The following is a 21,385-nucleotide window of genomic DNA, read 5'->3' on the forward strand; positions in this document are numbered from 1 at the left end:
GCCTCCCTTCGTGATTGCCGTACGGTTCTCAAAGTGAACCGTACTACAATCCCATTATTTTTTACGACGACGAACGATGAATTTGTCAGACGCTTTGTTTTTCTTACGAGTTTTGAATCCAAGAGTTGGTTTACCCCATGGAGACATTGGAGACTTACGTCCGATTGGTGAACGTCCTTCACCACCACCGTGTGGGTGATCAACTGGGTTCATTACAGAACCACGAACAGTTGGGCGCTTACCTAACCAGCGAGAGCGACCAGCTTTACCGATCTTGATAAGTTCGTGTGACTCGTTACCAACTTGACCTACAGTTGCACGGCAAGCAGATAATACAAGACGCACTTCACCAGAAGTTAAACGTACAAGAACGTATTTACCTTCTTTACCAAGTACTTGTGCAGATGTACCAGCAGAACGAACTAATTGTCCACCACGACCTGGTTTAAGCTCGATGTTATGAACAACAGTACCTACTGGAATGTTGATTAATGGTAATGCGTTACCGATTTTAATGTCAGCTTCAGCGCCAGACATAATTTCCATACCTACTTCTAAGTTCTTAGGAGCAAGAATGTAACGTTTTTCACCGTCAACGTAGTTAATTAATGCGATATTCGCAGAGCGGTTTGGATCGTATTCGATCGTAGCAACGCGTCCTGGAATTCCATCTTTGTTACGTTTGAAGTCGATGATACGGTATTGACGCTTATGTCCGCCACCTTGATGACGTACAGTGATTTTACCTTGGTTATTACGACCAGCCTTTTTGCTTAAAGGAGCAAGTAAAGACTTTTCGGGTCTGTCAGTCGTGATTTCAGCGAAATCATTCGTAGTCATGTTACGACGACCGTTAGTAGTTGGATTATACTTTTTAATTCCCATCTCAATTTCCCTCCTTCTTTAGTAAGAATTAAACGCCTTGGAAGATTTCGATTTCTTTGCTGTCAGCAGTTAGCTTAACGATTGCTTTACGACGACGGCTAGTAAAACCAGCGTGACGACCAACGCGTTTTGCTTTCGGCTTGTAGTTCATGATGTTCACTTTTTCTACTTTAACACCAAAGATCGCTTCTAGAGCATCTTTAACTTCTGTTTTATTAGATTTAACGTCCACATCGAACGTGTATTTTTTTTCAGCCATCATTTCCATAGAACGTTCAGTGATAACTGGGCGCTTAATGATATCACGAGGATCTCTCATTATGCAAGCACCTCCTCTACTTTTTCCACTGCCGCTTTTGTCATGATTAGCTTATCATGATGAAGCACGTCTAAAACGTTTACGCCATCAGCAGTGATTACTGTTACTCCAGGGATATTGCGAGCAGATAACTCTACAGATTCGTTTGCATCAGCAGTTACGATAAGAGCTTTCTTCTCAACAGTTAATCCTTTAAGTACTGCTAGCATATCTTTTGTTTTTGGTGCATTTAACACTAGGTCTTCAAGAACTACAATGTTGTTCTCAACTACTTTAGTAGCTAATGCAGATTTGATTGCTAAACGACGAACTTTCTTAGGAAGTTTGTACGCATAGCTTCTTGGTGTAGGTCCGAATACCGTACCACCACCACGCCATTGAGGAGAGCGGATAGACCCTTGACGAGCACGTCCAGTTCCTTTTTGACGCCATGGTTTACGACCACCACCGCGAACTTCAGAGCGAGTTTTTACTTTGTGTGTACCTTGACGTAAAGATGCACGTTGCATCATTACAGCTTCGAAAAGTACAGCTTCATTTGGTTCGATACCGAAAATAGCTTCAGCTAATTCGATTTCACCAACCTGTGAACCAGTTTGGTTATATACAGTAACTTTTGGCATTGGAATTCCTCCTTCCTATTGTGAATTATTTGCTAACCTTCACAGCGCCTCGAACAACTACAAGAGATTTCTTAGCACCTGGAACGTTACCTTTTACTAGTAATAAGTTGCGCTCAGTGTCAACTTGAACGATTTCTAAGTTTTGGATAGTAACTTGGTCTCCACCCATACGTCCAGCAAGTTTTTTGCCTTTGAATACACGGTTCGGAGCAACTGGGCCCATTGAACCTGGACGACGGTGATAGCGAGAACCATGAGACATAGGTCCGCGAGATTGTCCGTGGCGTTTGATAACACCTTGGAAACCTTTACCTTTAGAAATTCCTGTTACATCAACGATTTCACCTGTAGCGAATACGTCAACTTTTACCTCTTGACCAACCTCTAATCCGTCCACGTCTGCATCGCGGATTTCGCGAATGAAGCGCTTAGGAGTTGTAGATGCTTTAGCAGTGTGGCCTTGTTCAGGTTTGTTAGTTAACTTTTCACGCTTATCTTCAAATCCTAACTGAATTGCGTTGTAGCCATCAGTTTCAGTTGTTTTCTTTTGAAGAACAACGTTTGGATTAGCAGCGATAACTGTTACTGGGATTAACTCACCGTTCTCAGCAAATACTTGAGTCATACCGATCTTTCTTCCTAAGATTCCTTTGGTCATGAGTTACACCTCCTACATTTTTAAGTTATATAAATTATAGTTTGATTTCGATATCTACACCAGATGGTAAGTCTAAACGCATTAATGAATCTACTGTTTGTGGAGTAGGACTCACGATGTCGATTAGACGTTTGTGCGTGCGCATTTCGAATTGCTCACGAGAATCTTTGTACTTATGAACAGCACGAAGAATTGTGTAAACAGTTTTTTCAGTTGGTAATGGGATCGGACCAGAAACTGTTGCCCCAGAACGCTTAGCTGTTTCTACAATTTTCTCAGCTGACTGATCAAGAATACGGTGATCGTAAGCTTTTAAACGGATACGAATTTTTTCTTTTGCCATTATTTTCCCTCCTTCGTTCGCCTATTTCTAAAATAGACCTTCTCCATGGAAATTTCCTCACACCATGCCATGGCAAAGCGGCCGGGTGTGTCAGCAACCTTCCACTTCATCGCAGTCAAAGACCAACATTGTCTATTATACAATGTTATTCGTCTAGATGCAAGCATCTTTTTGTTTGCATCTGCTTTTCTCTACTTTTGCTATTATACATGGCACTTTAAAGAATTTCAAGTTTTCATCTAGCAGAATTCATTTTACAGTTTCTGGATTTCGGTTTTAATGATTTCACATTATTATAGAAGAAACTCGTCAAAACATGAAACAATCATTTTGTTCATTATATAAATGCAAACAAAAACCCCAAGGGAAAATCCCTCGGGGTTTTTTATATCAGTTAAGATTACTCAACGATAGTAGCAACTACGCCGTAACCTACTGTACGTCCACCTTCACGAATAGAGAATTTAGTTCCCTCTTCGATAGCGATTGGAGCGATAAGTTCGATAGTCATTTCTACGTTGTCACCAGGCATTACCATTTCAGTACCTTCTGGTAATTGGATGATACCAGTTACGTCAGTTGTACGGAAATAGAACTGTGGACGGTAGTTAGCGAAGAATGGAGTGTGACGTCCACCTTCTTCTTTAGATAATACGAAAACTTCAGCTTTGAATTTAGCGTGAGCTTTTACAGAACCGCTTTTTGCAAGTACTTGTCCACGTTGGATGTCTTCACGAGCAACCCCACGAAGTAAAGCACCGATGTTGTCACCAGCTTGAGCTTGGTCAAGAAGTTTACGGAACATTTCTACACCAGTTACAGTTGTAGAAGCATTTTCTTCAGCAAGACCGATGATTTCTACAACGTCACCAACTTTAACGATACCGCGCTCAACACGACCAGTAGCAACTGTACCACGACCTGTGATAGAGAATACATCCTCTACAGGCATTAAGAATGGTTTGTCAGTTTCACGTTCTGGAGTTGGGATGTAAGCATCAACTTCAGCCATTAATTCAATGATTTTTGCTTCCCAATCAGCTTCTCCTTGAAGAGCTTTAAGAGCAGAACCTTTGATTACAGGAATGTCATCGCCTGGGAATCCGTATTCAGATAATAGGTCGCGAACTTCCATTTCTACTAATTCTAATAATTCTTCGTCGTCTACCATGTCGCATTTGTTTAAGAATACAACGATGTAAGGTACACCTACTTGACGAGAAAGAAGGATGTGCTCACGAGTTTGAGGCATTGGGCCATCAGCAGCAGATACTACTAAGATACCGCCGTCCATTTGAGCAGCACCAGTGATCATGTTTTTAACATAGTCAGCGTGACCTGGGCAGTCAACGTGTGCATAGTGACGAGTTTCAGTTTCGTACTCAACGTGTGCAGTTGAGATTGTGATACCGCGCTCTCTTTCTTCTGGAGCAGCATCGATTTGATCGTATCCGCGTGCTTCAGCACCACCAGCTTTTGCAAGTACTGTAGTGATCGCAGCAGTTAATGTAGTTTTACCATGGTCAACGTGGCCGATTGTACCGATGTTAACATGGGGTTTAGAACGTTCGAATTTAGCTTTAGCCATTCTAAATTCCTCCTTAGTTTATATAGGTTATTTTATATTTAGGCTAGAAAGCGAAACTTGCGTCCCACTTTCTAAGCTTACATAAGTAGTTATACGTGAAGAATCGATAAAAATCAATTATTCACCTTTATTTTTTTTGATAATTTCTTCAGAAACAGACTTTGGTACTTCTTCATAGTGATCAAACACCATAGAGAATGTTCCGCGTCCTTGAGTGTTAGAACGTAATGACGTTGCATAACCGAACATTTCAGAAAGTGGAACCATAGCGCGAACAACTTGAGCGTTACCGCGAGCTTCCATACCTTCTACACGTCCACGACGAGATGTTACGTCACCCATAATGTCACCCATGTACTCTTCAGGAATTACAACTTCAACTTTCATCATTGGCTCAAGAATTACTGGGTTACATTTAGAAACCGCAGCTTTAAGTGCCATAGATGCAGCGATTTTGAACGCCATCTCAGATGAATCGACATCATGGTAAGATCCGTCAACTAATGCAGCTTTAATGTCTACTACTGGATATCCAGCAAGTACACCATTTTTAAGTGCATCTTCAAGACCTGCGCCTACAGCTGGGATGTATTCACGTGGAACAACACCACCGACGATCTTGTTTTCGAATTCGAATCCTTTACCTTCTTCATTAGGTTCAAACTCAATCCAAACGTGACCGAATTGTCCACGTCCACCAGATTGACGAGCGAACTTACCTTCAACTTTCGCAGCAGAGCGGAAAGTCTCACGGTATGCTACCTGAGGAGCACCAACGTTTGCTTCAACTTTGAACTCACGGCGCATACGGTCAACGATGATATCAAGGTGAAGTTCACCCATACCAGCGATGATTGTTTGGCCAGTTTCTTGGTCAGTGTGAGCACGGAATGTTGGATCTTCTTCAGAAAGCTTAGATAATGCTGTACCCATTTTATCTTGGTCAGCTTTTGATTTTGGTTCGATAGCTACAGAGATAACTGGCTCTGGGAATTCCATAGACTCAAGGATAACAAGGCTCTTCTCGTCACAAAGAGTATCACCAGTAGTAGTATCTTTTAAACCTACAGCAGCAGCGATATCACCAGCGTAAACTGTTGAGATCTCTTCACGGCTGTTAGCGTGCATTTGTAGGATACGACCTACACGCTCACGCTTACCTTTAGTTGAGTTTTTCACGTATGATCCAGAGTTTAACACACCAGAGTACACACGGAAGAATGTTAACTTACCAACATAAGGGTCAGTCATGATTTTGAATGCTAGAGCTGAGAAAGGCTCTTCATCGCTAGACTTACGTTCTACTTCTTCATCTGTATCCGGAAGAGTACCTTTGATTGCAGGTACATCTAATGGAGATGGTAGGTAGTCGATAACTGCGTCTAACAGAATTTGAACACCTTTGTTTTTGAATGCAGAACCACAGATTACTGGGAAGAATTCTACAGAAGTTGTAGCCTTACGGATACCAGCTTTAAGCTCTTCTACAGTGATTTCTTCACCTTCTAGGTACTTCATCATCATTTCTTCATCAAGCTCAGCTACCGCTTCAATAAGTTTTCCACGGTATTCTTCAGCTAGTTCTTTATGCTCTTCAGGAATTTCAACACGTTGAATGTCTGTTCCTAAATCGTTACCGTACATGTAAGCACATTCTTCAACAAGATCAATGATACCATTGAACTCATCTTCAGCACCGATTGGTAACTGAATTGGGTGTGCGTTTGCTTGTAAACGATCGTGGATTGTTCCTACAGAGTATAAGAAATCTGCACCGATTTTATCCATTTTGTTAACGAATACGATACGAGGTACGCCGTAAGTAGTAGCCTGACGCCAAACAGTTTCTGTTTGTGGTTCTACACCAGATTGTGCATCAAGTACTGCTACTGCGCCATCAAGTACGCGTAAAGAACGTTCTACTTCTACTGTGAAATCTACGTGACCTGGAGTGTCAATGATGTTTACACGGTGACCTTTCCATTGTGCTGTAGTTGCAGCAGAAGTAATTGTGATACCACGCTCTTGCTCTTGCTCCATCCAGTCCATCTGAGATGCACCTTCGTGAGTTTCACCGATTTTGTGAATACGTCCTGTGTAGTACAGAATACGCTCAGTAGCTGTTGTTTTACCAGCATCGATGTGAGCCATGATACCAATATTACGAGTGTTTTCTAAAGAGAACTCTCTTGCCATTTGGTGTCTTGCTCCTTCCATATATGGATTGGATTTTTTATTTTAAGTAGCAAAAAAGCCACTTTATATTGTTACACATGTCAGTATGTCCAGTACCCTCATTATGTAAAACGAGCGCCCAACGAAAGGGAGAGGCATTCTCCCTCTCCACACTTCCATAAGCGACAAATAAAGCGGTTTATGCTTACATTTATTTTACGTTGAATCCTACCAACGGTAATGAGCAAATGCTTTGTTAGCTTCTGCCATTTTATGAGTGTCTTCACGTTTCTTAACAGATGCACCAGCGTTGTTAGCTGCATCTAAGATTTCGTTAGCAAGACGCTCTTCCATAGTTTTTTCACCACGAAGACGAGCGTAGTTTACTAACCAACGAAGACCTAAAGTTGTACGGCGTTCTGGACGAACCTCAACTGGAACTTGGTAGTTAGCACCACCAACACGACGAGCGCGTACTTCAAGAACAGGCATAATGTTCTTAAGAGCTTGCTCGAATACTTCCATTGGCTCTTTACCAGTACGTTCGCTTACGATATCGAACGCATTATAAAGAATTGTTTGAGATTTACCTTTTTTACCGTCAACCATCATTTTGTTGATAAGGCGTGTTACTAGCTTCGAATTGTACATTGGATCTGGTAACACGTCACGTTTTGCAACAGGTCCTTTACGAGGCATATTGAGTTCCTCCTTTCATTAAAAAGTTATTATTTCTTAGCCGCTTTAGGCTTTTTAGTACCGTATTTAGAACGGCCTTGCATACGCTTGTCAACACCAGCTGTATCAAGCGCACCACGAACGATGTGGTAACGTACCCCTGGTAAGTCTTTTACACGACCACCGCGAATTAATACTACGCTGTGCTCTTGTAAGTTGTGACCGATACCTGGGATGTATGCTGTTACCTCAATACCATTTGTTAAACGAACACGAGCATATTTACGTAACGCTGAGTTAGGTTTCTTTGGAGTCATTGTACCAACACGAGTACATACACCACGTTTTTGAGGTGCAGAGATATCAGTTGATTTTTTCTTTAAAGAGTTAAAACCTTTGTTTAACGCAGGTGATTTAGATTTCCATACTTTATCAGTACGACCATTTCTCACTAATTGGTTAATAGTAGGCATTTGATTATCCTCCCTTCGCATGTTTGTATGACCACATATCCAGGTGGTTCATTATTAGTTGAAAACAAAGTTTTTGCAAGGGAGAGCAAATGCTCTCTCCTCACAAAAACAGTTTTAACTTATTATTCCTATTGCTGAAGCTCCCACTTGAATCCCCGCAACTTTTCCAAGTTTACGAACTGATTCAACTTTGGTTATGGGTATGTTATGTTGCAATGCAGTGCGAATGATAACATGGGTTAACCGCATATCAGCATCTTCTGCAATGACAACTTCTTTAACTATACCATTTTTGATTGCTTCCAATGTACGTTTATGACCAACGACTACATTTTCAGCATTTGACACTTTTTGATAAGACATATAAATATCCTCCAAAGCATCGTTCAGGAGCAACCTTGCTTATAGTAACATTTTGACTCATACAATGTCAACTAGGATTAACTGTTTTTATACAAAATTTACGACGGAAAATTTTACTGTTCCACATAAACTTCATCGTTTTCTACATTCATGTCATCTTGTGTTGTTTTAACAAGATCCACTTTGCGATAACGATTCATACCTGTTCCAGCAGGAACAAGTTTACCGATAATAACATTTTCTTTCAATCCTAGAAGCTCATCGCGTTTACCCTTAATCGCTGCATCAGTTAAGACACGAGTTGTTTCTTGGAACGATGCTGCAGATAAGAATGAATCTGTTTCAAGTGAAGCTTTTGTAATACCAAGTAGAACTGGTCTAGCTGTTGCTGGTTGTTTACCTTGCAGTAACACCTTCGCATTCGCATCAGTAAACTGATGGATATCTAGTAATGTTCCTGGTAATACATCTGTTTCACCTGCATCACTCACACGTACTTTACGTAACATTTGGCGTACCATTACTTCTACGTGTTTGTCACCAATTTCTACCCCTTGCATACGGTATACTTTTTGAACTTCACGTAATAAGTATTCTTGAACTGCCGTAATGTCCGTTACTTTTAGTAATTCTTTCGGATCGATAGAACCTTCTGTTAACTCTTTACCGTGGCTAATTTTCTGTCCTGGAATTACTTTCAGACGAGCACCGTAAGGAATAGCATACGTACGAGCTTCAACTTCACCCTGTACAACTACTTCTTGGCGATCTTTAACATCGTTGATCGCTGCGATAACACCGTCGATTTCACTGATAACAGCCTGACCTTTCGGATTACGAGCTTCGAAGATCTCTTGGATACGAGGTAAACCTTGAGTGATATCATCTCCGGCAACCCCACCTGTATGGAACGTACGCATCGTTAACTGTGTACCTGGCTCACCGATAGATTGAGCTGCGATAATACCTACCGCTTCCCCTACTTCTACGTCTGTTCCAGTTGCTAAGTTACGACCGTAACACTTCTTACATACACCATGGCGAGTGTTACACGTAAACGCTGAACGAATGTTTACAGTTTCAACACCCGAATTTTCAACGATATGAGCGATATCTTCAGTAATTAATTGATTTTCAGCAACTAATACTTCACCTGTTTCAGGATGTTTTACAGTTTTTCTTGCAAAACGTCCAACAAGACGATCATATAATGACTCAATAACTTCATTACCCTCTTTAATCGCACCAATTAATAAACCGCGATCTGTTCCACAATCATCTTCACGAACGATTACATCTTGTGCAACGTCAACAAGACGACGTGTTAAGTAACCAGAATCGGCAGTTTTCAGTGCTGTATCGGCAAGACCTTTACGCGCACCATGCGTAGAGATGAAGTACTCAAGTACTGTTAAACCTTCACGGAAACTTGATTTGATTGGAAGTTCGATGATACGACCAGATGGATTGGCCATCAGACCACGCATACCAGCAAGCTGAGTAAAGTTCGATGCGTTACCACGGGCACCGGAATCACTCATCATGAAGATTGGGTTGCGTTTATTCAAGGACTTCATCAGTTTTCCTTGGATAACATCTTTTGCATTACTCCAAATAGAGATAACGCGATCGTAACGTTCTTCTTCCGTGATTAAACCGCGACGGAATTGTTTAATTACATTATCTACTTTTGCTTGTGCTTCGTGGAGAATTTCATCTTTTTCACCTAATACAAGAATGTCAGATACCCCAACTGTAATACCAGCTTTTGTAGAGTACTTGAATCCTAAGTTTTTCATACGGTCAAGCATGCGAGACGTTTCTGTAATTTTGAAACGTTTAAACACTTCCGCAATGATGTTTCCAAGGATTTTCTTGCTGAATGGCGCCACTTCTTCGCGACTAGCAATAATCTCTTTAATGTTCGCACCTTTTTCAACGAAATATTTCGCTGGTGTTTCTTTTTCAAGGTTTGAATTTGTTGGTTCATTAATATAAGGGAACGACTCTGGTAAGATTTCGTTAAATATTAATTTACCAACTGTTGTTAATAGAAGCATACTCTTCTGCTCTTCAGTAAATGTTGCGTTGTTTACTGCACTTGCAGCTACTGCAACACGCGTATGAAGATGTACATATCCATTTTGATATGCAAGTAATGCTTCGTTCGCATCTTTGAAGACCATACCTTCACCGATTGCACCTTCACGCTCAAGTGTTAAGTAGTAGTTACCTAATACCATATCCTGAGATGGAGTAACAACTGGTTTACCGTCTTTCGGGTTCAAGATGTTTTGTGCCGCTAACATAAGAAGACGAGCTTCCGCTTGTGCTTCTGATGATAAAGGTACGTGAACGGCCATTTGGTCACCGTCAAAGTCCGCGTTGTATGCAGTACATACAAGTGGGTGAAGACGGATTGCGCGACCTTCTACTAATGTAGGTTCAAACGCCTGAATACCAAGACGGTGAAGTGTTGGTGCGCGGTTTAGAAGTACTGGATGTTCTTTAATCACAGATTCTAAAACGTCCCAAACTTCAGGTTGTACACGCTCGATTTTACGTTTCGCACTCTTAATGTTGTGTGCTAATCCTTTTTCAACTAACTCTTTCATTACGAAAGGTTTGAACAGTTCAAGCGCCATCTCTTTCGGTAATCCACATTGATACATCTTTAAGTTCGGTCCTACAACGATTACAGAACGACCAGAGTAGTCAACACGTTTACCTAATAAGTTTTGACGGAAACGTCCTTGTTTACCTTTAAGCATGTGAGATAGAGATTTTAATGGACGGTTACCTGGTCCAGTAACTGGACGGCCACGACGACCATTATCGATTAATGCGTCTACAGCTTCTTGTAACATACGTTTTTCGTTTTGAACGATAATGCTTGGTGCACCTAAGTCCAATAGACGTTTTAAACGGTTGTTACGGTTAATTACACGACGGTATAAGTCGTTTAAGTCAGAAGTAGCAAAACGTCCACCATCTAACTGTACCATTGGGCGTAGTTCTGGTGGGATTACTGGTAGAACATCTAAGATCATCCAAGATGGCTCATTTCCAGAGTTACGGAATGCTTCTAATACTTCTAGACGTTTAATAGCACGAGTACGGCGTTGTCCTTGTGCTGTTTTTAATTCTTCTTTTAAGAAGTCTACTTCTTTATCTAAATCGATGTCTTGTAATAGCTTTTTAATCGCTTCTGCACCCATAGCAGCTTGGAATGTGCTACCATATCGATCACGATATGCACGGTATTCTTTTTCAGAAAGTAATTGCTTCTTATCAAGTGGTGTATCTCCACTTTCTGTTACAACATAAGAAGCGAAATAAATTACTTCTTCAAGCGCGCGAGGGGACATGTCTAAGACAAGTCCCATGCGGCTCGGGATACCTTTGAAATACCAAATATGAGATACAGGAGCAGCTAATTCGATATGACCCATACGTTCACGACGCACTTTCGCACGCGTTACTTCAACGCCACATCGATCACAAACTACACCTTTATAACGTACACGTTTGTATTTTCCGCAATGACATTCCCAGTCCTTTTGTGGTCCGAAAATGCGCTCACAGAACAAGCCATCTTTTTCAGGCTTTAACGTACGATAGTTAATTGTTTCTGGTTTCTTAACTTCACCGTATGACCAAGAACGAATCTTGTCAGGTGAAGCAAGTCCAATCTTCATATATTCAAAGTTATTTACATCTATCAAGGGGCCTACCTCCCTTTTAGTCTACAGGTTATCCCAATTATTCCTTAGTTGTCTCAACTTCGACATTCAATTTGTCTGCTGATTGATGATCATCGTCATCTTCCGTATCACGCATTTCAATTTCTGTATCGTCGCTAGACATCATTTTAACGTCCATACCTAAACTTTGCAGCTCTTTAATCAATACTTTGAATGATTCAGGAACGCCTGGTTCTGGAACATTTTCGCCTTTAACAATTGCTTCATACGTCTTAACACGTCCAACAACATCATCAGACTTCACTGTTAAGATTTCTTGAAGAGTATAAGCAGCACCGTAAGCTTCAAGTGCCCAAACCTCCATCTCACCGAAACGCTGTCCACCGAACTGAGCTTTACCTCCAAGAGGCTGCTGCGTTACAAGTGAGTATGGTCCAGTAGAACGAGCATGAAGTTTATCGTCAACCATGTGCGCAAGTTTGATCATATACATGACACCAACAGATACACGGTTATCGAATGGTTCACCAGTACGTCCGTCATACAGGATTGTTTTCGCGTCATTTGCCATACCAGCTTCTTCAATTGTGCCCCAAACATCTTCCTCACGAGCACCATCGAATACTGGTGTTGCAATGTGAATGCCAAGGTATCTTGCTGCCATACCAAGATGAAGCTCTAATACCTGACCGATATTCATACGAGATGGTACCCCTAATGGGTTTAACATGATATCGATTGGCGTACCGTCTGGTAAGTAAGGCATATCTTCTTCTGGTAAAATACGAGAGATAACACCTTTGTTACCGTGACGTCCGGCCATCTTGTCACCTTCAGAGATTTTACGTTTTTGAACGATATATGCACGCACAAGTTGATTCACGCCTGGTGGCAATTCGTCGCCATCTTCACGGTTGAATACTTTTACGTCTAAGATAATACCGCCACCACCGTGTGGTACACGTAGTGATGTATCACGTACTTCACGCGCTTTTTCTCCAAAGATAGCATGTAATAGACGTTCTTCAGCTGTTAATTCTGTTACACCTTTAGGTGTTACTTTACCAACAAGTAAATCTCCATCTTTTACTTCCGCACCAACGCGAATGATACCGCGCTCGTCAAGGTTACGTAATGCATCTTCCCCAACGTTTGGAATATCACGTGTGATTTCTTCTGGTCCAAGCTTCGTATCACGAGCTTCTGACTCATATTCTTCAATATGAATAGAAGTATACACATCATCTTTTACAAGGCGCTCACTCATAATGATCGCATCCTCGTAGTTATAACCGTCCCAAGTCATGAAGCCAACAAGCACGTTACGTCCAAGTGCTAGTTCACCTAATTCCATAGAAGGACCATCCGCAAGGATTTCACCTTTTACAACTTCATTTCCAACACTTACGATTGGACGTTGGTTGTAGCAAGTTCCTTGGTTAGAACGAATGAATTTTTGCATTTTGTAGCGATCTAAGTCGCCTTTTACTGTTTGACCGTCAACTTCTACATAGCGACGTACCCAAACTTCACGTGCTTCTACGCGCTCAACAATACCAGGGTGTTTACAGATTACTGCAGCACCTGAGTCTTTTGCTGATACGTACTCCATACCTGTACCTACAATCGGTGATTCCGGATTCATTAACGGAACCGCCTGACGTTGCATGTTCGCTCCCATAAGTGCGCGGTTAGAGTCATCGTTTTCTAAGAACGGAATACAAGCTGTCGCTGCCGACACTACTTGTTTTGGTGATACATCCATGTAGTCGATGCGTTCTTTATTTGTGACAATGTTTTCACCACGGAAACGAGCTACGATATCTTCATCAAGGAATTCTCCTTCTTCAGATAATTTCATATTCGCTTGGGCTACAACATAATTATCTTCTTCATCTGCTGTTAAATAATCAACATGCCCTGTTACAAGACCAGTTTCTGGGTCAACACGACGGTATGGTGTTTCAATGAAACCAAACTCATTTACTTTCGCGAATGAAGATAATGAGTTAATCAAACCGATGTTTGGTCCCTCTGGTGTTTCAATCGGACACATACGACCATAGTGAGAGTAGTGAACGTCACGTACTTCAAAGCCTGCGCGCTCACGCGTTAAACCACCAGGTCCTAATGCAGATAGTCTTCGTTTGTGAGTTAACTCTGCTAATGGGTTTGTTTGGTCCATGAACTGAGATAACTGAGAACTTCCGAAGAACTCTTTAATAGATGCAATAACAGGACGAATATTAATTAATGCCTGTGGTGTAATTGCATTTGTATCTTGGATCGACATTCTCTCACGAACAACACGTTCCATACGAGAAAGACCGATACGGAATTGATTTTGTAATAGTTCTCCAACAGAACGCAGACGACGGTTTCCTAAGTGGTCGATATCATCTGTATCCCCTACTTTGTATAGTAGGTTGAAGAAGTAACTGATAGAAGCAAGGATATCACCTGGTGTGATGTGTTTTACATCGCGAGTAATATTTGCATTACCAATTACGTTAATTACGCGCTCGCCTTCTGACTCAGGAGCATAAATCTTAATAGATTGCAGCTCAACATCGCCTTCTACCACTCCACCCATTGGTTTCGCTGTTTTGAATCCAATGTTTTTCTCTAAGTAAGGTAAAATGCGATCAAGTGTACGACGATCTAAGATTGTTCCTTCTGCCGCTAAAATTTCACCAGTTTCTGGATCCACTAATGTTTCAGCTAAACGTTGATTAAACAATCTGTTTTTAATGTGTAACTTTTTGTTGATCTTGTAGCGACCTACATTTGCTAAATCGTAGCGCTTTGGATCAAAGAAACGAGACACAAGTAAACTCTTAGCATTTTCTACTGTTGGTGGCTCACCAGGACGTAGACGCTCATAAATTTCAAGCAATGCTTTTTCTGTGCTATCTGTGTTGTCTTTTTCTAATGTGTTGCTTAAGTATTCGTTATCACCTAAAAGCTCGGTGATTTCTTGATCAGAGCCAAACCCTAATGCGCGTAACAAAACAGTTACAGGAAGTTTACGCGTACGGTCAATACGCACATATACAACATCCTTAGCATCTGTCTCATACTCTAACCAAGCTCCGCGGTTTGGAATTACAGTAGCAGTAAAACCACGTTTTCCGTTTTTATCCACTTTGCCACTATAGTATACGCTTGGAGAGCGAACTAACTGGGAAACGATAACACGTTCTGCACCGTTAATTACGAATGTTCCAGTCTCTGTCATGAGTGGGAAATCTCCCATGAACACATCTTGTTCTTTTACTTCACCAGTTTCCTTGTTGATTAGACGCACTTTTACACGAAGTGGTGCTGCATACGTCACATCACGCTCTTTGCATTCGTCTACAGAGTATTTAGGTTCACCTAAGCTGTAGTCGATAAATTCAAGCGATAGATTTCCCGTAAAGTCTTCAATCGGAGAAATGTCTTGGAACATTTCTCGCAAACCCTCATCAAGAAACCACTGATAAGAAGAGGTTTGAATTTCGATAAGATTTGGTAACTCTAATACTTCACTAATACGGGCATAACTTCTTCGTTGGCGGTGGCGTCCGTATTGAACTAGTTGACCTGTCAACTGCTTCACCCCTCAAATCATGAGTATTATAAATGCACAAAAAAATTTGTGCAAAATCACAAATAAATACAACTACTGCTATTTAGCGTAGTCTTTTTCTCTTAAAGATAAATACGTTGAGTCTTTCTACCTGTTCAAAAAAGAAAAATGGCTTCTATAAGAAAACCATCATTCTGTTTCATAATCTGCTGATTTTACTATCTTTTCCAAGAGAAACAAAAATATACATCTTTCTCAACGCAGAAAATCATATATTGGCATTGTATAATGTTAACATAGCCAAAAATAACCGTCAACGTTTTTTTGATTTTATGATATAATATCCTTTTTTCTTTTCTACAACTTCGACTTCAGAAAATACTTCTTCTAGTTTCTTCAGCGCAGATGGTGCACCTTGTTTCTTTTGAATAACAATCCACAACTCCCCACCTGGAACTAAATGTTCTATAGCTTTTTCTAAAATCTCATGCACGATATCTTTACCTGCACGAATTGGAGGATTAGATAGAATAGCAGCATACATACCATCTACATTTTCATAGACGCTACTTTGAAAAATGTGCACATTTCCAATTCTATTGTTAGCGGCATTTTCTTTCGCAAGCTCAAGTGCCCTTTCATTCACATCCACCATGTGAACTTTACGGTCTTGAAACTCTTTCGCCAACGATAAACCAATTGGTCCATATCCACAACCTACGTCTAATATGTCACCTTTAATATCTGGCACTTGAAACGCTTCAATTAAAAGACGAGAACCAAAGTCCACTTCGTTTTTCGAGAACACCCCACGGTCAGATAAGAAAGTAAATTGAGATCCACGAAGCGTAAATTCCCATCGCTTACGATCACTTTTACTAGAAGGGTCATTAGAAAAATAATGGTCTGCCATATGGCCACCTCTTTTCTTTACAGTTAAAAAAAAAGCTCGCATGAGAGCGAGCTTTTTTTAAAGCATCAAAAGTTAATTACTTAACTTCTACAGCAGCGCCAACTTCTTCAAGTTTAGCTTTGATTTCTTCAGCTTCTTCTTTAGCAGCAGCTTCTTTGATTACTTTTGGAGTGTTGTCAACTAATTCTTTAGCTTCTTTTAAGCCAAGACCAGTGATTTCACGAACAACTTTGATAACTTTGATTTTTTGTGCACCAGCGCTAGTTAGTTCCACATCAAATTCAGTTTTCTCAGCAGCAGCTTCTCCAGCGCCACCAGCAACAGCTACAGGAGCAGCAGCAGTTACGCCGAATTCTTCCTCGATAGCTTTTACTAAGTCGTTAAGTTCTAATACAGTCATAGATTTAACTGCTTCAATGATTTGTTCTTTAGTCATTGTAAATATCCTCCCTTAAATAGGTTTGTATTGTTTTATCGATAATACGTAATTATCTTTTAAAAAATTAAGCGCCTTGCTCTTCCTTTTGGTCTGCAACTGCTTTAGTAGCAAGTGCAAGGTTACGGATTGGAGCTTGAAGAACGCTAAGAAGCATAGAAAGTAAGCCTTCACGTGATGGAAGAGTAGCGATAGCTTTAACCTCATCAAGTGTTACAAGTTTACCTTCGATTACGCCTGCTTTAATTTCTAAAGCTTCATGATCTTTAGCGAAGTCGTTTAATACTTTCGCAGGAGCAACTACATCCTCGTTACTGAACGCGATTGCGTTTGGTCCTGTTAAGAATTCATTTAACTCAGCCATTTCAGCAGATTCTGCAGCACGACGAGTTAGAGAGTTTTTGTAAACTTTGAACTCAACGCCAGCTTCACGTAATTGCTTACGTAATTCTGTTGCTTCAGAAACTGTTAAACCACGGTAGTCAACAACGATTGTAGATTTACTAGCGCGAAGTTTGTCCGCGATTTCAGTTACAACTTGTTGTTTAGTTTCGATTACTTTGCTCATGTTATTACACCTCCTGTAGATTATATAGAAGATGTACCGAAAGTGCACTAAAAACCTCCATGCCCAACTTGTAGACATGGAGGCATATAGTCACAGAAAAAAATTCCGCTTCGTATATTAACACCTAGGTAGGAAATTAAGTCTATTGACACCTACTGTCTACGGTACACTAATTAAATTCACAACATAAATGATTATATTAAAACTTCTTTATGAAGTCAACTTCCAAAATTTACGCTAATGTAGAAACGTCTACACGTACGCCAGGTCCCATTGTAGAAGCAACTGTTACGTTCTTCATGTAAGTACCTTTTGCAGCAGCTGGCTTAACTTTTTGTAAAGTGTCAGCGATTGTTCTGAAGTTTTCTACTAATTTAGCATCTTCGAAAGATACTTTACCGATTGGAACGTGGATGTTACCAGCTTTATCAACGCGGTATTCAACTTTACCAGCTTTGATTTCGTTAACAGCTTTAGTTACATCGAAAGTAACTGTTCCAGTTTTAGGGTTTGGCATTAAACCTTTAGGTCCTAATACGCGACCAAGTTTACCAACTTCACCCATCATGTCAGGAGTTGCTACTACTACATCGAAATCGAACCAACCTTGTTGGATTTTACCGATGTAATCAGCATCGCCTACGAAGTCAGCTCCAGCAGCTTCAGCTTCTTTAGCTTTTTCACCTTTAGCGAACACTAATACACGTTGTACTTTACCAGTACCGTGTGGAAGAACAACTGCACCACGGATTTGTTGGTCAGCTTTCTTAGGGTCAACACCTAAACGGAATGCAGCTTCTACAGTTGCATCAAATTTAGCTGTGTTTGTTTTCTTTACTAATTCTACTGCTTCTGTTGCAGAGTAAGCAGCTGCACGATCAACAAGCTTTGCAGCTTCTACGTACTTTTTACCTCTTTTAGCCATTTTTATTTCCTCCTCGAATGTGGTTTTAGCGGAATAACCTCCCACGTTTACGCTTATTTTCAGGTATAACCTGAGGATGCGCGCCACCCATTTATTTAAAAACGATAATCATTTACGATAATAAAGGTTGCGAATTGGAATTCCAGACCCGCAACCTTTTTTAAAAAAACAAATCGAATTAGTCTTCGATAACGATGCCCATACTGCGTGCAGTACCTTCAACCATACGCATTGCAGCTTCTACGCTAGCAGCGTTTAGGTCAGGCATTTTAGTTTCAGCGATTTCGCGTACTTTATCACGCTTAACAGTTGCCACTTTATTACGGTTTGGTTCACCAGAACCAGACTCAATACCAGCTACTTTCTTAAGAAGAACAGCAGCAGGAGGAGTTTTAGTAATGAAAGTGAATGAACGGTCCTCAAATACCGTAATTTCAACAGGGATGATAAGACCAGCTTGATCTGCTGTACGAGCGTTAAACTCTTTACAGAAGCCCATGATGTTAACACCTGCTTGTCCTAATGCTGGACCAACTGGTGGAGCTGGGTTAGCTTTACCTGCAGGAATTTGAAGCTTTACCATTTTAATTACCTTTTTAGCCACGAGACACACCTCCTTAAGTCCGTGATGTGGTCAATTGGACAGTGATTTGCCCTCCCACGTCATATTTTATCTCTAAGGATAAAATCTTTCAAAAAACGTCTCCGATAACGAAGACGTACTGACTTAAAAGATATTATCACTTTTTACAATTCATTTCAAGTTTCATTTTATAATTTTTCAATTTGATGGAAGTCAAGTTCAACTGGAGTCTCGCGACCAAACATGTCCACAAGCACGCTAACCTTCTTCTTCTCCACATCAATTTCTTCGATAGCACCTGTATAATCTGCGAATGGTCCCTCATTTACACGTACTGTCTCATGAAGTTCAAAGTCGAAATCAACCACTTCGTTGTCCATTCCCATATGTTTCATAATGGTAACAACTTCCTCTTCTAATAGAGGTGATGGTTTAGATCCAGAACCAGAAGAACCAACGAACCCAGTTACACCTGGCGTGTTACGTACAACATACCAAGAGTCATCAGTCATGATTAATTCTACTAATACATAACCTGGGAACACTTTTCTTTTCATTAATTTTTCTTTACCGTTTTTCATTTCTACTTCTACTTCTTCCGGGACAACAACACGGAAAATTTTATCTTGCATACCCATTGATTCTACACGTTTCTCTAGGTTTGCTTTTACTTTATTTTCATATCCAGAATAAGTATGGACAACATACCAACTTTTTTCCATTCATTTAGGACGAGCGTCCTTCCCTCCCTGACGTACATTTTTTTGCGCAAATGAAAAAACCCGTTCACCGGGCTTTTACACAGTTCTTATAAATAACATTATATCATGGATAAGTGCTTCTTATTCAAGAATTAACCAAGAATTAACCGAATTAAAGAAGAAATGCCCATATCAACTACTGCGAAGAAAATCGCAAAGAAGACAACTGTAGCGATAACAGTCGCTGTTGAACGGAGTAATTCATCTTTTTTAGGCCAACTTACTTTTTTCATTTCGCGACCTACATCGCCGAAAAAGTTCGTTAAACGCATCTACGGGACCTCCAGTGTATTATTTCAATTATTTATTTTGTTTCCTTGTGAACTGTATGCTGATTGCATGTTTTACAAAATTTCTTTATTTCAAGTCGCTCTACTGAGCTCGTATCTTTCATCGTAGAGTAGTTTCGATTTTTACACTCTTCACATGAGAGTACAACTTTTTTCCTCATTAGTTACACCAACCTTGTAACATTATGTCCCTAAAAATGTATCATACAATAAAAGACAATGTCAATGACATGCCTTTTGTACTCGCTACAAAAAGAAAACAGGTGATTTTTTACACCTGTAGCTCTTGTTATTAATTTGAAGTGGTACTCTCTCTCATTTCCATATATCGTTCCAATTTCCGCTTCACTCTCTGTAAAGCGTTATCAATAGATTTCACATGTCTATTTAACTGTTCCGAAATCTCTTGATAAGAACGACCGTCTAGATATAAAGAAAGCACTTTTCTTTCTAAATCGCTTAATAATTCAGATATTTTAGATTCTATGTCGGTATATTCTTCCTGACTTATAATCATTTCTTCAGGATCAGTTACCTTCGCTTCCGAAATAACATCTAATAATGTCCGATCAGATTCCTCGTCATAAATCGGTTTATCTAAAGACACATATGAATTTAACGGAATATGTTTTTGCCTGGTTGCTGTTTTAATAGCGGTAATAATTTGTCGAGTGATACACAGTTCAGCAAATGCTTTGAATGAAGACAGCTTGTCCTCTTTATAATCACGAATCGCTTTAAACAATCCAATCATACCTTCTTGAACAATATCTTCTCGATCGGCACCCACTAAGAAATAAGATCTCGATTTCGCGCGAACAAAGTTCTTATATTTGTGAATCAAATATTCTAGAGCGTCAGTATTACCTTTTCGAACTAACTCAACGATTGCCTCATCTTCTAAATCACGAAATGTAACGTCGCCTACACTTACGAAGCCTGCTTCCACCTTGATCCCTCCGACCGCTATTTATTTAGAAATATTATACAGTAAAAAGACAAAGAGCGTCAATGCTTCAACGCTCTCCTCTTCTTAATTTTTCTAACTTTTCTGTAATATCTTTACTAAATATCTTTCGCATAGCAGGTTGCTTTTCTTTTGTGTCTTGTGTACGCCTTCTTACTTGTTGCTCCATCGCTTGTACTTCCAACTCTAATTCCCGCGCAGATTTCCGGAGCGCACCTTGAGCAAATATAACCCATTGTTCCGTATAATCAGAAGTCGCAACATATATTTGCGTATTTATATTTCTAAGCTCAATTGCAAGTTGCTCTATCTTTTCATCTGCAGTTTGATTCTTCCTCGTGAATATAACTTCCACACGTGATTGTTTCATCTTTTTTTCAATACCGTGGACTGTATAAGCATCAAAAACGATCATTACCTTTGTACCTGTGTAACCTTGGTAATCCGCCATCTTATCAATCAGTGCATCTCTTGATGATTGCAAATCTACATCCCGTAGTTTTTTCAAGTCTCCCCAAGCTCCAATAATGTTGTAACCGTCAACGATTAAAATATCGTTCAT

General features: G+C 40.2%; 22 protein-coding genes and 1 other annotated feature. All 22 genes read right to left on the bottom strand.

Translation table 11 applies throughout. From position 1 onward, the window contains the following. Nucleotides 1–54: 54 nt before the first annotated feature. Nucleotides 55–885, bottom strand: coding sequence for a 50S ribosomal protein L2 (gene rplB / locus QCI47_RS27595; RefSeq protein ID WP_000511580.1), 831 nt, complete (start codon nt 883–885; stop codon nt 55–57). A 28-nt stretch (nt 886–913) separates the two neighbouring features. After that, nucleotides 914–1,204 (bottom strand): 50S ribosomal protein L23, encoded by a 291-nt coding sequence (gene rplW, locus QCI47_RS27600; RefSeq protein WP_001205558.1) that lies wholly within the window; start codon nt 1,202–1,204, stop codon nt 914–916. Continuing rightward, nucleotides 1,204–1,827 (bottom strand): 50S ribosomal protein L4, encoded by a 624-nt coding sequence (gene rplD / locus QCI47_RS27605; RefSeq protein ID WP_001127258.1) that lies wholly within the window; start codon nt 1,825–1,827, stop codon nt 1,204–1,206. Before rplD ends, rplW begins: the two co-directional genes overlap by 1 nt. Nucleotides 1,828–1,852: 25 nt before the next feature. Next, on the bottom strand, nt 1,853–2,485 hold the full coding sequence (gene rplC, locus QCI47_RS27610) for a 50S ribosomal protein L3 (protein ID WP_353811997.1): 633 nt from the start codon (nt 2,483–2,485) through the stop codon (nt 1,853–1,855). Between the two features lie 34 nt (nt 2,486–2,519). Next, nucleotides 2,520–2,828: a 30S ribosomal protein S10 gene (rpsJ, locus tag QCI47_RS27615; RefSeq protein ID WP_001040596.1), complete on the bottom strand. Its 309-nt coding sequence runs from the start codon at nt 2,826–2,828 to the stop codon at nt 2,520–2,522. 400 nt (nt 2,829–3,228) lie between these two features. Continuing rightward, nucleotides 3,229–4,416, bottom strand: a complete 1,188-nt coding sequence (gene tuf / locus QCI47_RS27620) for an elongation factor Tu (RefSeq protein ID WP_001029615.1) — start codon at nt 4,414–4,416, stop codon at nt 3,229–3,231. Between the two features lie 117 nt (nt 4,417–4,533). Continuing rightward, on the bottom strand, nt 4,534–6,612 hold the full coding sequence (gene fusA / locus QCI47_RS27625) for an elongation factor G (RefSeq protein ID WP_000090373.1): 2,079 nt from the start codon (nt 6,610–6,612) through the stop codon (nt 4,534–4,536). 207 nt (nt 6,613–6,819) lie between these two features. Beyond that, a complete protein-coding gene (gene rpsG, locus QCI47_RS27630) occupies nt 6,820–7,290 on the bottom strand; it encodes a 30S ribosomal protein S7 (protein ID WP_001137493.1) in 471 nt (156 codons plus the stop codon). A gap of 29 nt (nt 7,291–7,319) precedes the next feature. After that, nucleotides 7,320–7,742, bottom strand: coding sequence for a 30S ribosomal protein S12 (gene rpsL, locus QCI47_RS27635; protein WP_001142340.1), 423 nt, complete (start codon nt 7,740–7,742; stop codon nt 7,320–7,322). Between the two features lie 114 nt (nt 7,743–7,856). Continuing rightward, the gene (locus tag QCI47_RS27640) at nt 7,857–8,105 is read right to left on the bottom strand and encodes a 50S ribosomal protein L7ae-like protein (RefSeq protein WP_000121830.1); all 249 of its coding nucleotides are present in this window, start codon (nt 8,103–8,105) and stop codon (nt 7,857–7,859) included. 113 nt (nt 8,106–8,218) lie between these two features. Next, a complete protein-coding gene (gene rpoC / locus QCI47_RS27645; protein ID WP_000567937.1) occupies nt 8,219–11,830 on the bottom strand; it encodes a DNA-directed RNA polymerase subunit beta' in 3,612 nt (1,203 codons plus the stop codon). Between the two features lie 37 nt (nt 11,831–11,867). Further along, the gene (rpoB, locus tag QCI47_RS27650; protein WP_000147554.1) at nt 11,868–15,401 is read right to left on the bottom strand and encodes a DNA-directed RNA polymerase subunit beta; all 3,534 of its coding nucleotides are present in this window, start codon (nt 15,399–15,401) and stop codon (nt 11,868–11,870) included. A 292-nt stretch (nt 15,402–15,693) separates the two neighbouring features. Next, the gene (locus QCI47_RS27655) at nt 15,694–16,293 is read right to left on the bottom strand and encodes a class I SAM-dependent methyltransferase (RefSeq protein ID WP_000763281.1); all 600 of its coding nucleotides are present in this window, start codon (nt 16,291–16,293) and stop codon (nt 15,694–15,696) included. Nucleotides 16,294–16,369: 76 nt separating this feature from the next. Further along, the gene (gene rplL / locus QCI47_RS27660) at nt 16,370–16,729 is read right to left on the bottom strand and encodes a 50S ribosomal protein L7/L12 (protein ID WP_000159736.1); all 360 of its coding nucleotides are present in this window, start codon (nt 16,727–16,729) and stop codon (nt 16,370–16,372) included. 67 nt (nt 16,730–16,796) lie between these two features. After that, nucleotides 16,797–17,297 carry a 50S ribosomal protein L10 gene (rplJ, locus tag QCI47_RS27665; protein WP_000048716.1) on the bottom strand — a complete coding sequence of 167 codons (501 nt, stop codon included), beginning with the start codon at nt 17,295–17,297 and terminating at the stop codon, nt 16,797–16,799. A 39-nt stretch (nt 17,298–17,336) separates the two neighbouring features. Continuing rightward, nucleotides 17,337–17,480 (bottom strand) — a sequence feature (ribosomal protein L10 leader region). A gap of 49 nt (nt 17,481–17,529) precedes the next feature. Next, complete coding sequence (rplA, locus tag QCI47_RS27670; protein WP_002020168.1) at nt 17,530–18,222, bottom strand: 50S ribosomal protein L1; 693 nt, start codon at nt 18,220–18,222, stop codon at nt 17,530–17,532. Nucleotides 18,223–18,400: 178 nt separating this feature from the next. Beyond that, on the bottom strand, nt 18,401–18,826 hold the full coding sequence (gene rplK / locus QCI47_RS27675) for a 50S ribosomal protein L11 (RefSeq protein ID WP_001085872.1): 426 nt from the start codon (nt 18,824–18,826) through the stop codon (nt 18,401–18,403). A 167-nt stretch (nt 18,827–18,993) separates the two neighbouring features. Further along, nucleotides 18,994–19,527: a transcription termination/antitermination protein NusG gene (gene nusG, locus QCI47_RS27680; RefSeq protein ID WP_000415794.1), complete on the bottom strand. Its 534-nt coding sequence runs from the start codon at nt 19,525–19,527 to the stop codon at nt 18,994–18,996. A gap of 131 nt (nt 19,528–19,658) precedes the next feature. Further along, entirely contained in the window at nt 19,659–19,838 is a 180-nt protein-coding gene (secE, locus tag QCI47_RS27685; RefSeq protein WP_001241321.1) for a preprotein translocase subunit SecE, read from the bottom strand. Nucleotides 19,839–19,870: 32 nt separating this feature from the next. Further along, nucleotides 19,871–20,017: a 50S ribosomal protein L33 gene (gene rpmG, locus QCI47_RS27690; RefSeq protein WP_002070160.1), complete on the bottom strand. Its 147-nt coding sequence runs from the start codon at nt 20,015–20,017 to the stop codon at nt 19,871–19,873. A 131-nt stretch (nt 20,018–20,148) separates the two neighbouring features. Then, nucleotides 20,149–20,805: an RNA polymerase factor sigma-70 gene (locus QCI47_RS27695; RefSeq protein WP_000387199.1), complete on the bottom strand. Its 657-nt coding sequence runs from the start codon at nt 20,803–20,805 to the stop codon at nt 20,149–20,151. A 67-nt stretch (nt 20,806–20,872) separates the two neighbouring features. Continuing rightward, complete coding sequence (locus QCI47_RS27700; protein ID WP_000997883.1) at nt 20,873–21,385, bottom strand: NYN domain-containing protein; 513 nt, start codon at nt 21,383–21,385, stop codon at nt 20,873–20,875.

It is taken from the genome of Bacillus cereus group sp. RP29, from assembly GCF_040459765.1.
In the GTDB taxonomy this organism is placed as follows: Bacteria; Bacillota; Bacilli; order Bacillales; family Bacillaceae_G; genus Bacillus_A; species Bacillus_A paranthracis.

Excerpts from the sequence above, each read along its gene's own strand:
- rplC (WP_353811997.1), bottom strand. The coding sequence starts at position 2,485 with ATGACCAAAGGAATCTTAGGAAGAAAGATCGGTATGACTCAAGTATTT.
- rplB (WP_000511580.1), bottom strand. The coding sequence starts at position 885 with ATGGGAATTAAAAAGTATAATCCAACTACTAACGGTCGTCGTAACATG.
- rpsJ (WP_001040596.1), bottom strand. The coding sequence starts at position 2,828 with ATGGCAAAAGAAAAAATTCGTATCCGTTTAAAAGCTTACGATCACCGT.
- rplA (WP_002020168.1), bottom strand. The coding sequence starts at position 18,222 with ATGGCTAAAAGAGGTAAAAAGTACGTAGAAGCTGCAAAGCTTGTTGAT.
- fusA (WP_000090373.1), bottom strand. The coding sequence starts at position 6,612 with ATGGCAAGAGAGTTCTCTTTAGAAAACACTCGTAATATTGGTATCATG.
- rplL (WP_000159736.1), bottom strand. The coding sequence starts at position 16,729 with ATGACTAAAGAACAAATCATTGAAGCAGTTAAATCTATGACTGTATTA.
- nusG (WP_000415794.1), bottom strand. The coding sequence starts at position 19,527 with ATGGAAAAAAGTTGGTATGTTGTCCATACTTATTCTGGATATGAAAAT.
- rplW (WP_001205558.1), bottom strand. The coding sequence starts at position 1,204 with ATGAGAGATCCTCGTGATATCATTAAGCGCCCAGTTATCACTGAACGT.
- rpsL (WP_001142340.1), bottom strand. The coding sequence starts at position 7,742 with ATGCCTACTATTAACCAATTAGTGAGAAATGGTCGTACTGATAAAGTA.
- tuf (WP_001029615.1), bottom strand. The coding sequence starts at position 4,416 with ATGGCTAAAGCTAAATTCGAACGTTCTAAACCCCATGTTAACATCGGT.
- rpmG (WP_002070160.1), bottom strand. The coding sequence starts at position 20,017 with ATGAGGAAAAAAGTTGTACTCTCATGTGAAGAGTGTAAAAATCGAAAC.
- rplD (WP_001127258.1), bottom strand. The coding sequence starts at position 1,827 with ATGCCAAAAGTTACTGTATATAACCAAACTGGTTCACAGGTTGGTGAA.
- secE (WP_001241321.1), bottom strand. The coding sequence starts at position 19,838 with ATGCGTTTAACGAACTTTTTCGGCGATGTAGGTCGCGAAATGAAAAAA.
- QCI47_RS27655 (WP_000763281.1), bottom strand. The coding sequence starts at position 16,293 with ATGGCAGACCATTATTTTTCTAATGACCCTTCTAGTAAAAGTGATCGT.
- QCI47_RS27640 (WP_000121830.1), bottom strand. The coding sequence starts at position 8,105 with ATGTCTTATCAAAAAGTGTCAAATGCTGAAAATGTAGTCGTTGGTCAT.
- QCI47_RS27700 (WP_000997883.1), bottom strand. The coding sequence starts at position 21,385 with ATGAACGATATTTTAATCGTTGACGGTTACAACATTATTGGAGCTTGG.
- rpsG (WP_001137493.1), bottom strand. The coding sequence starts at position 7,290 with ATGCCTCGTAAAGGACCTGTTGCAAAACGTGACGTGTTACCAGATCCA.
- rplJ (WP_000048716.1), bottom strand. The coding sequence starts at position 17,297 with ATGAGCAAAGTAATCGAAACTAAACAACAAGTTGTAACTGAAATCGCG.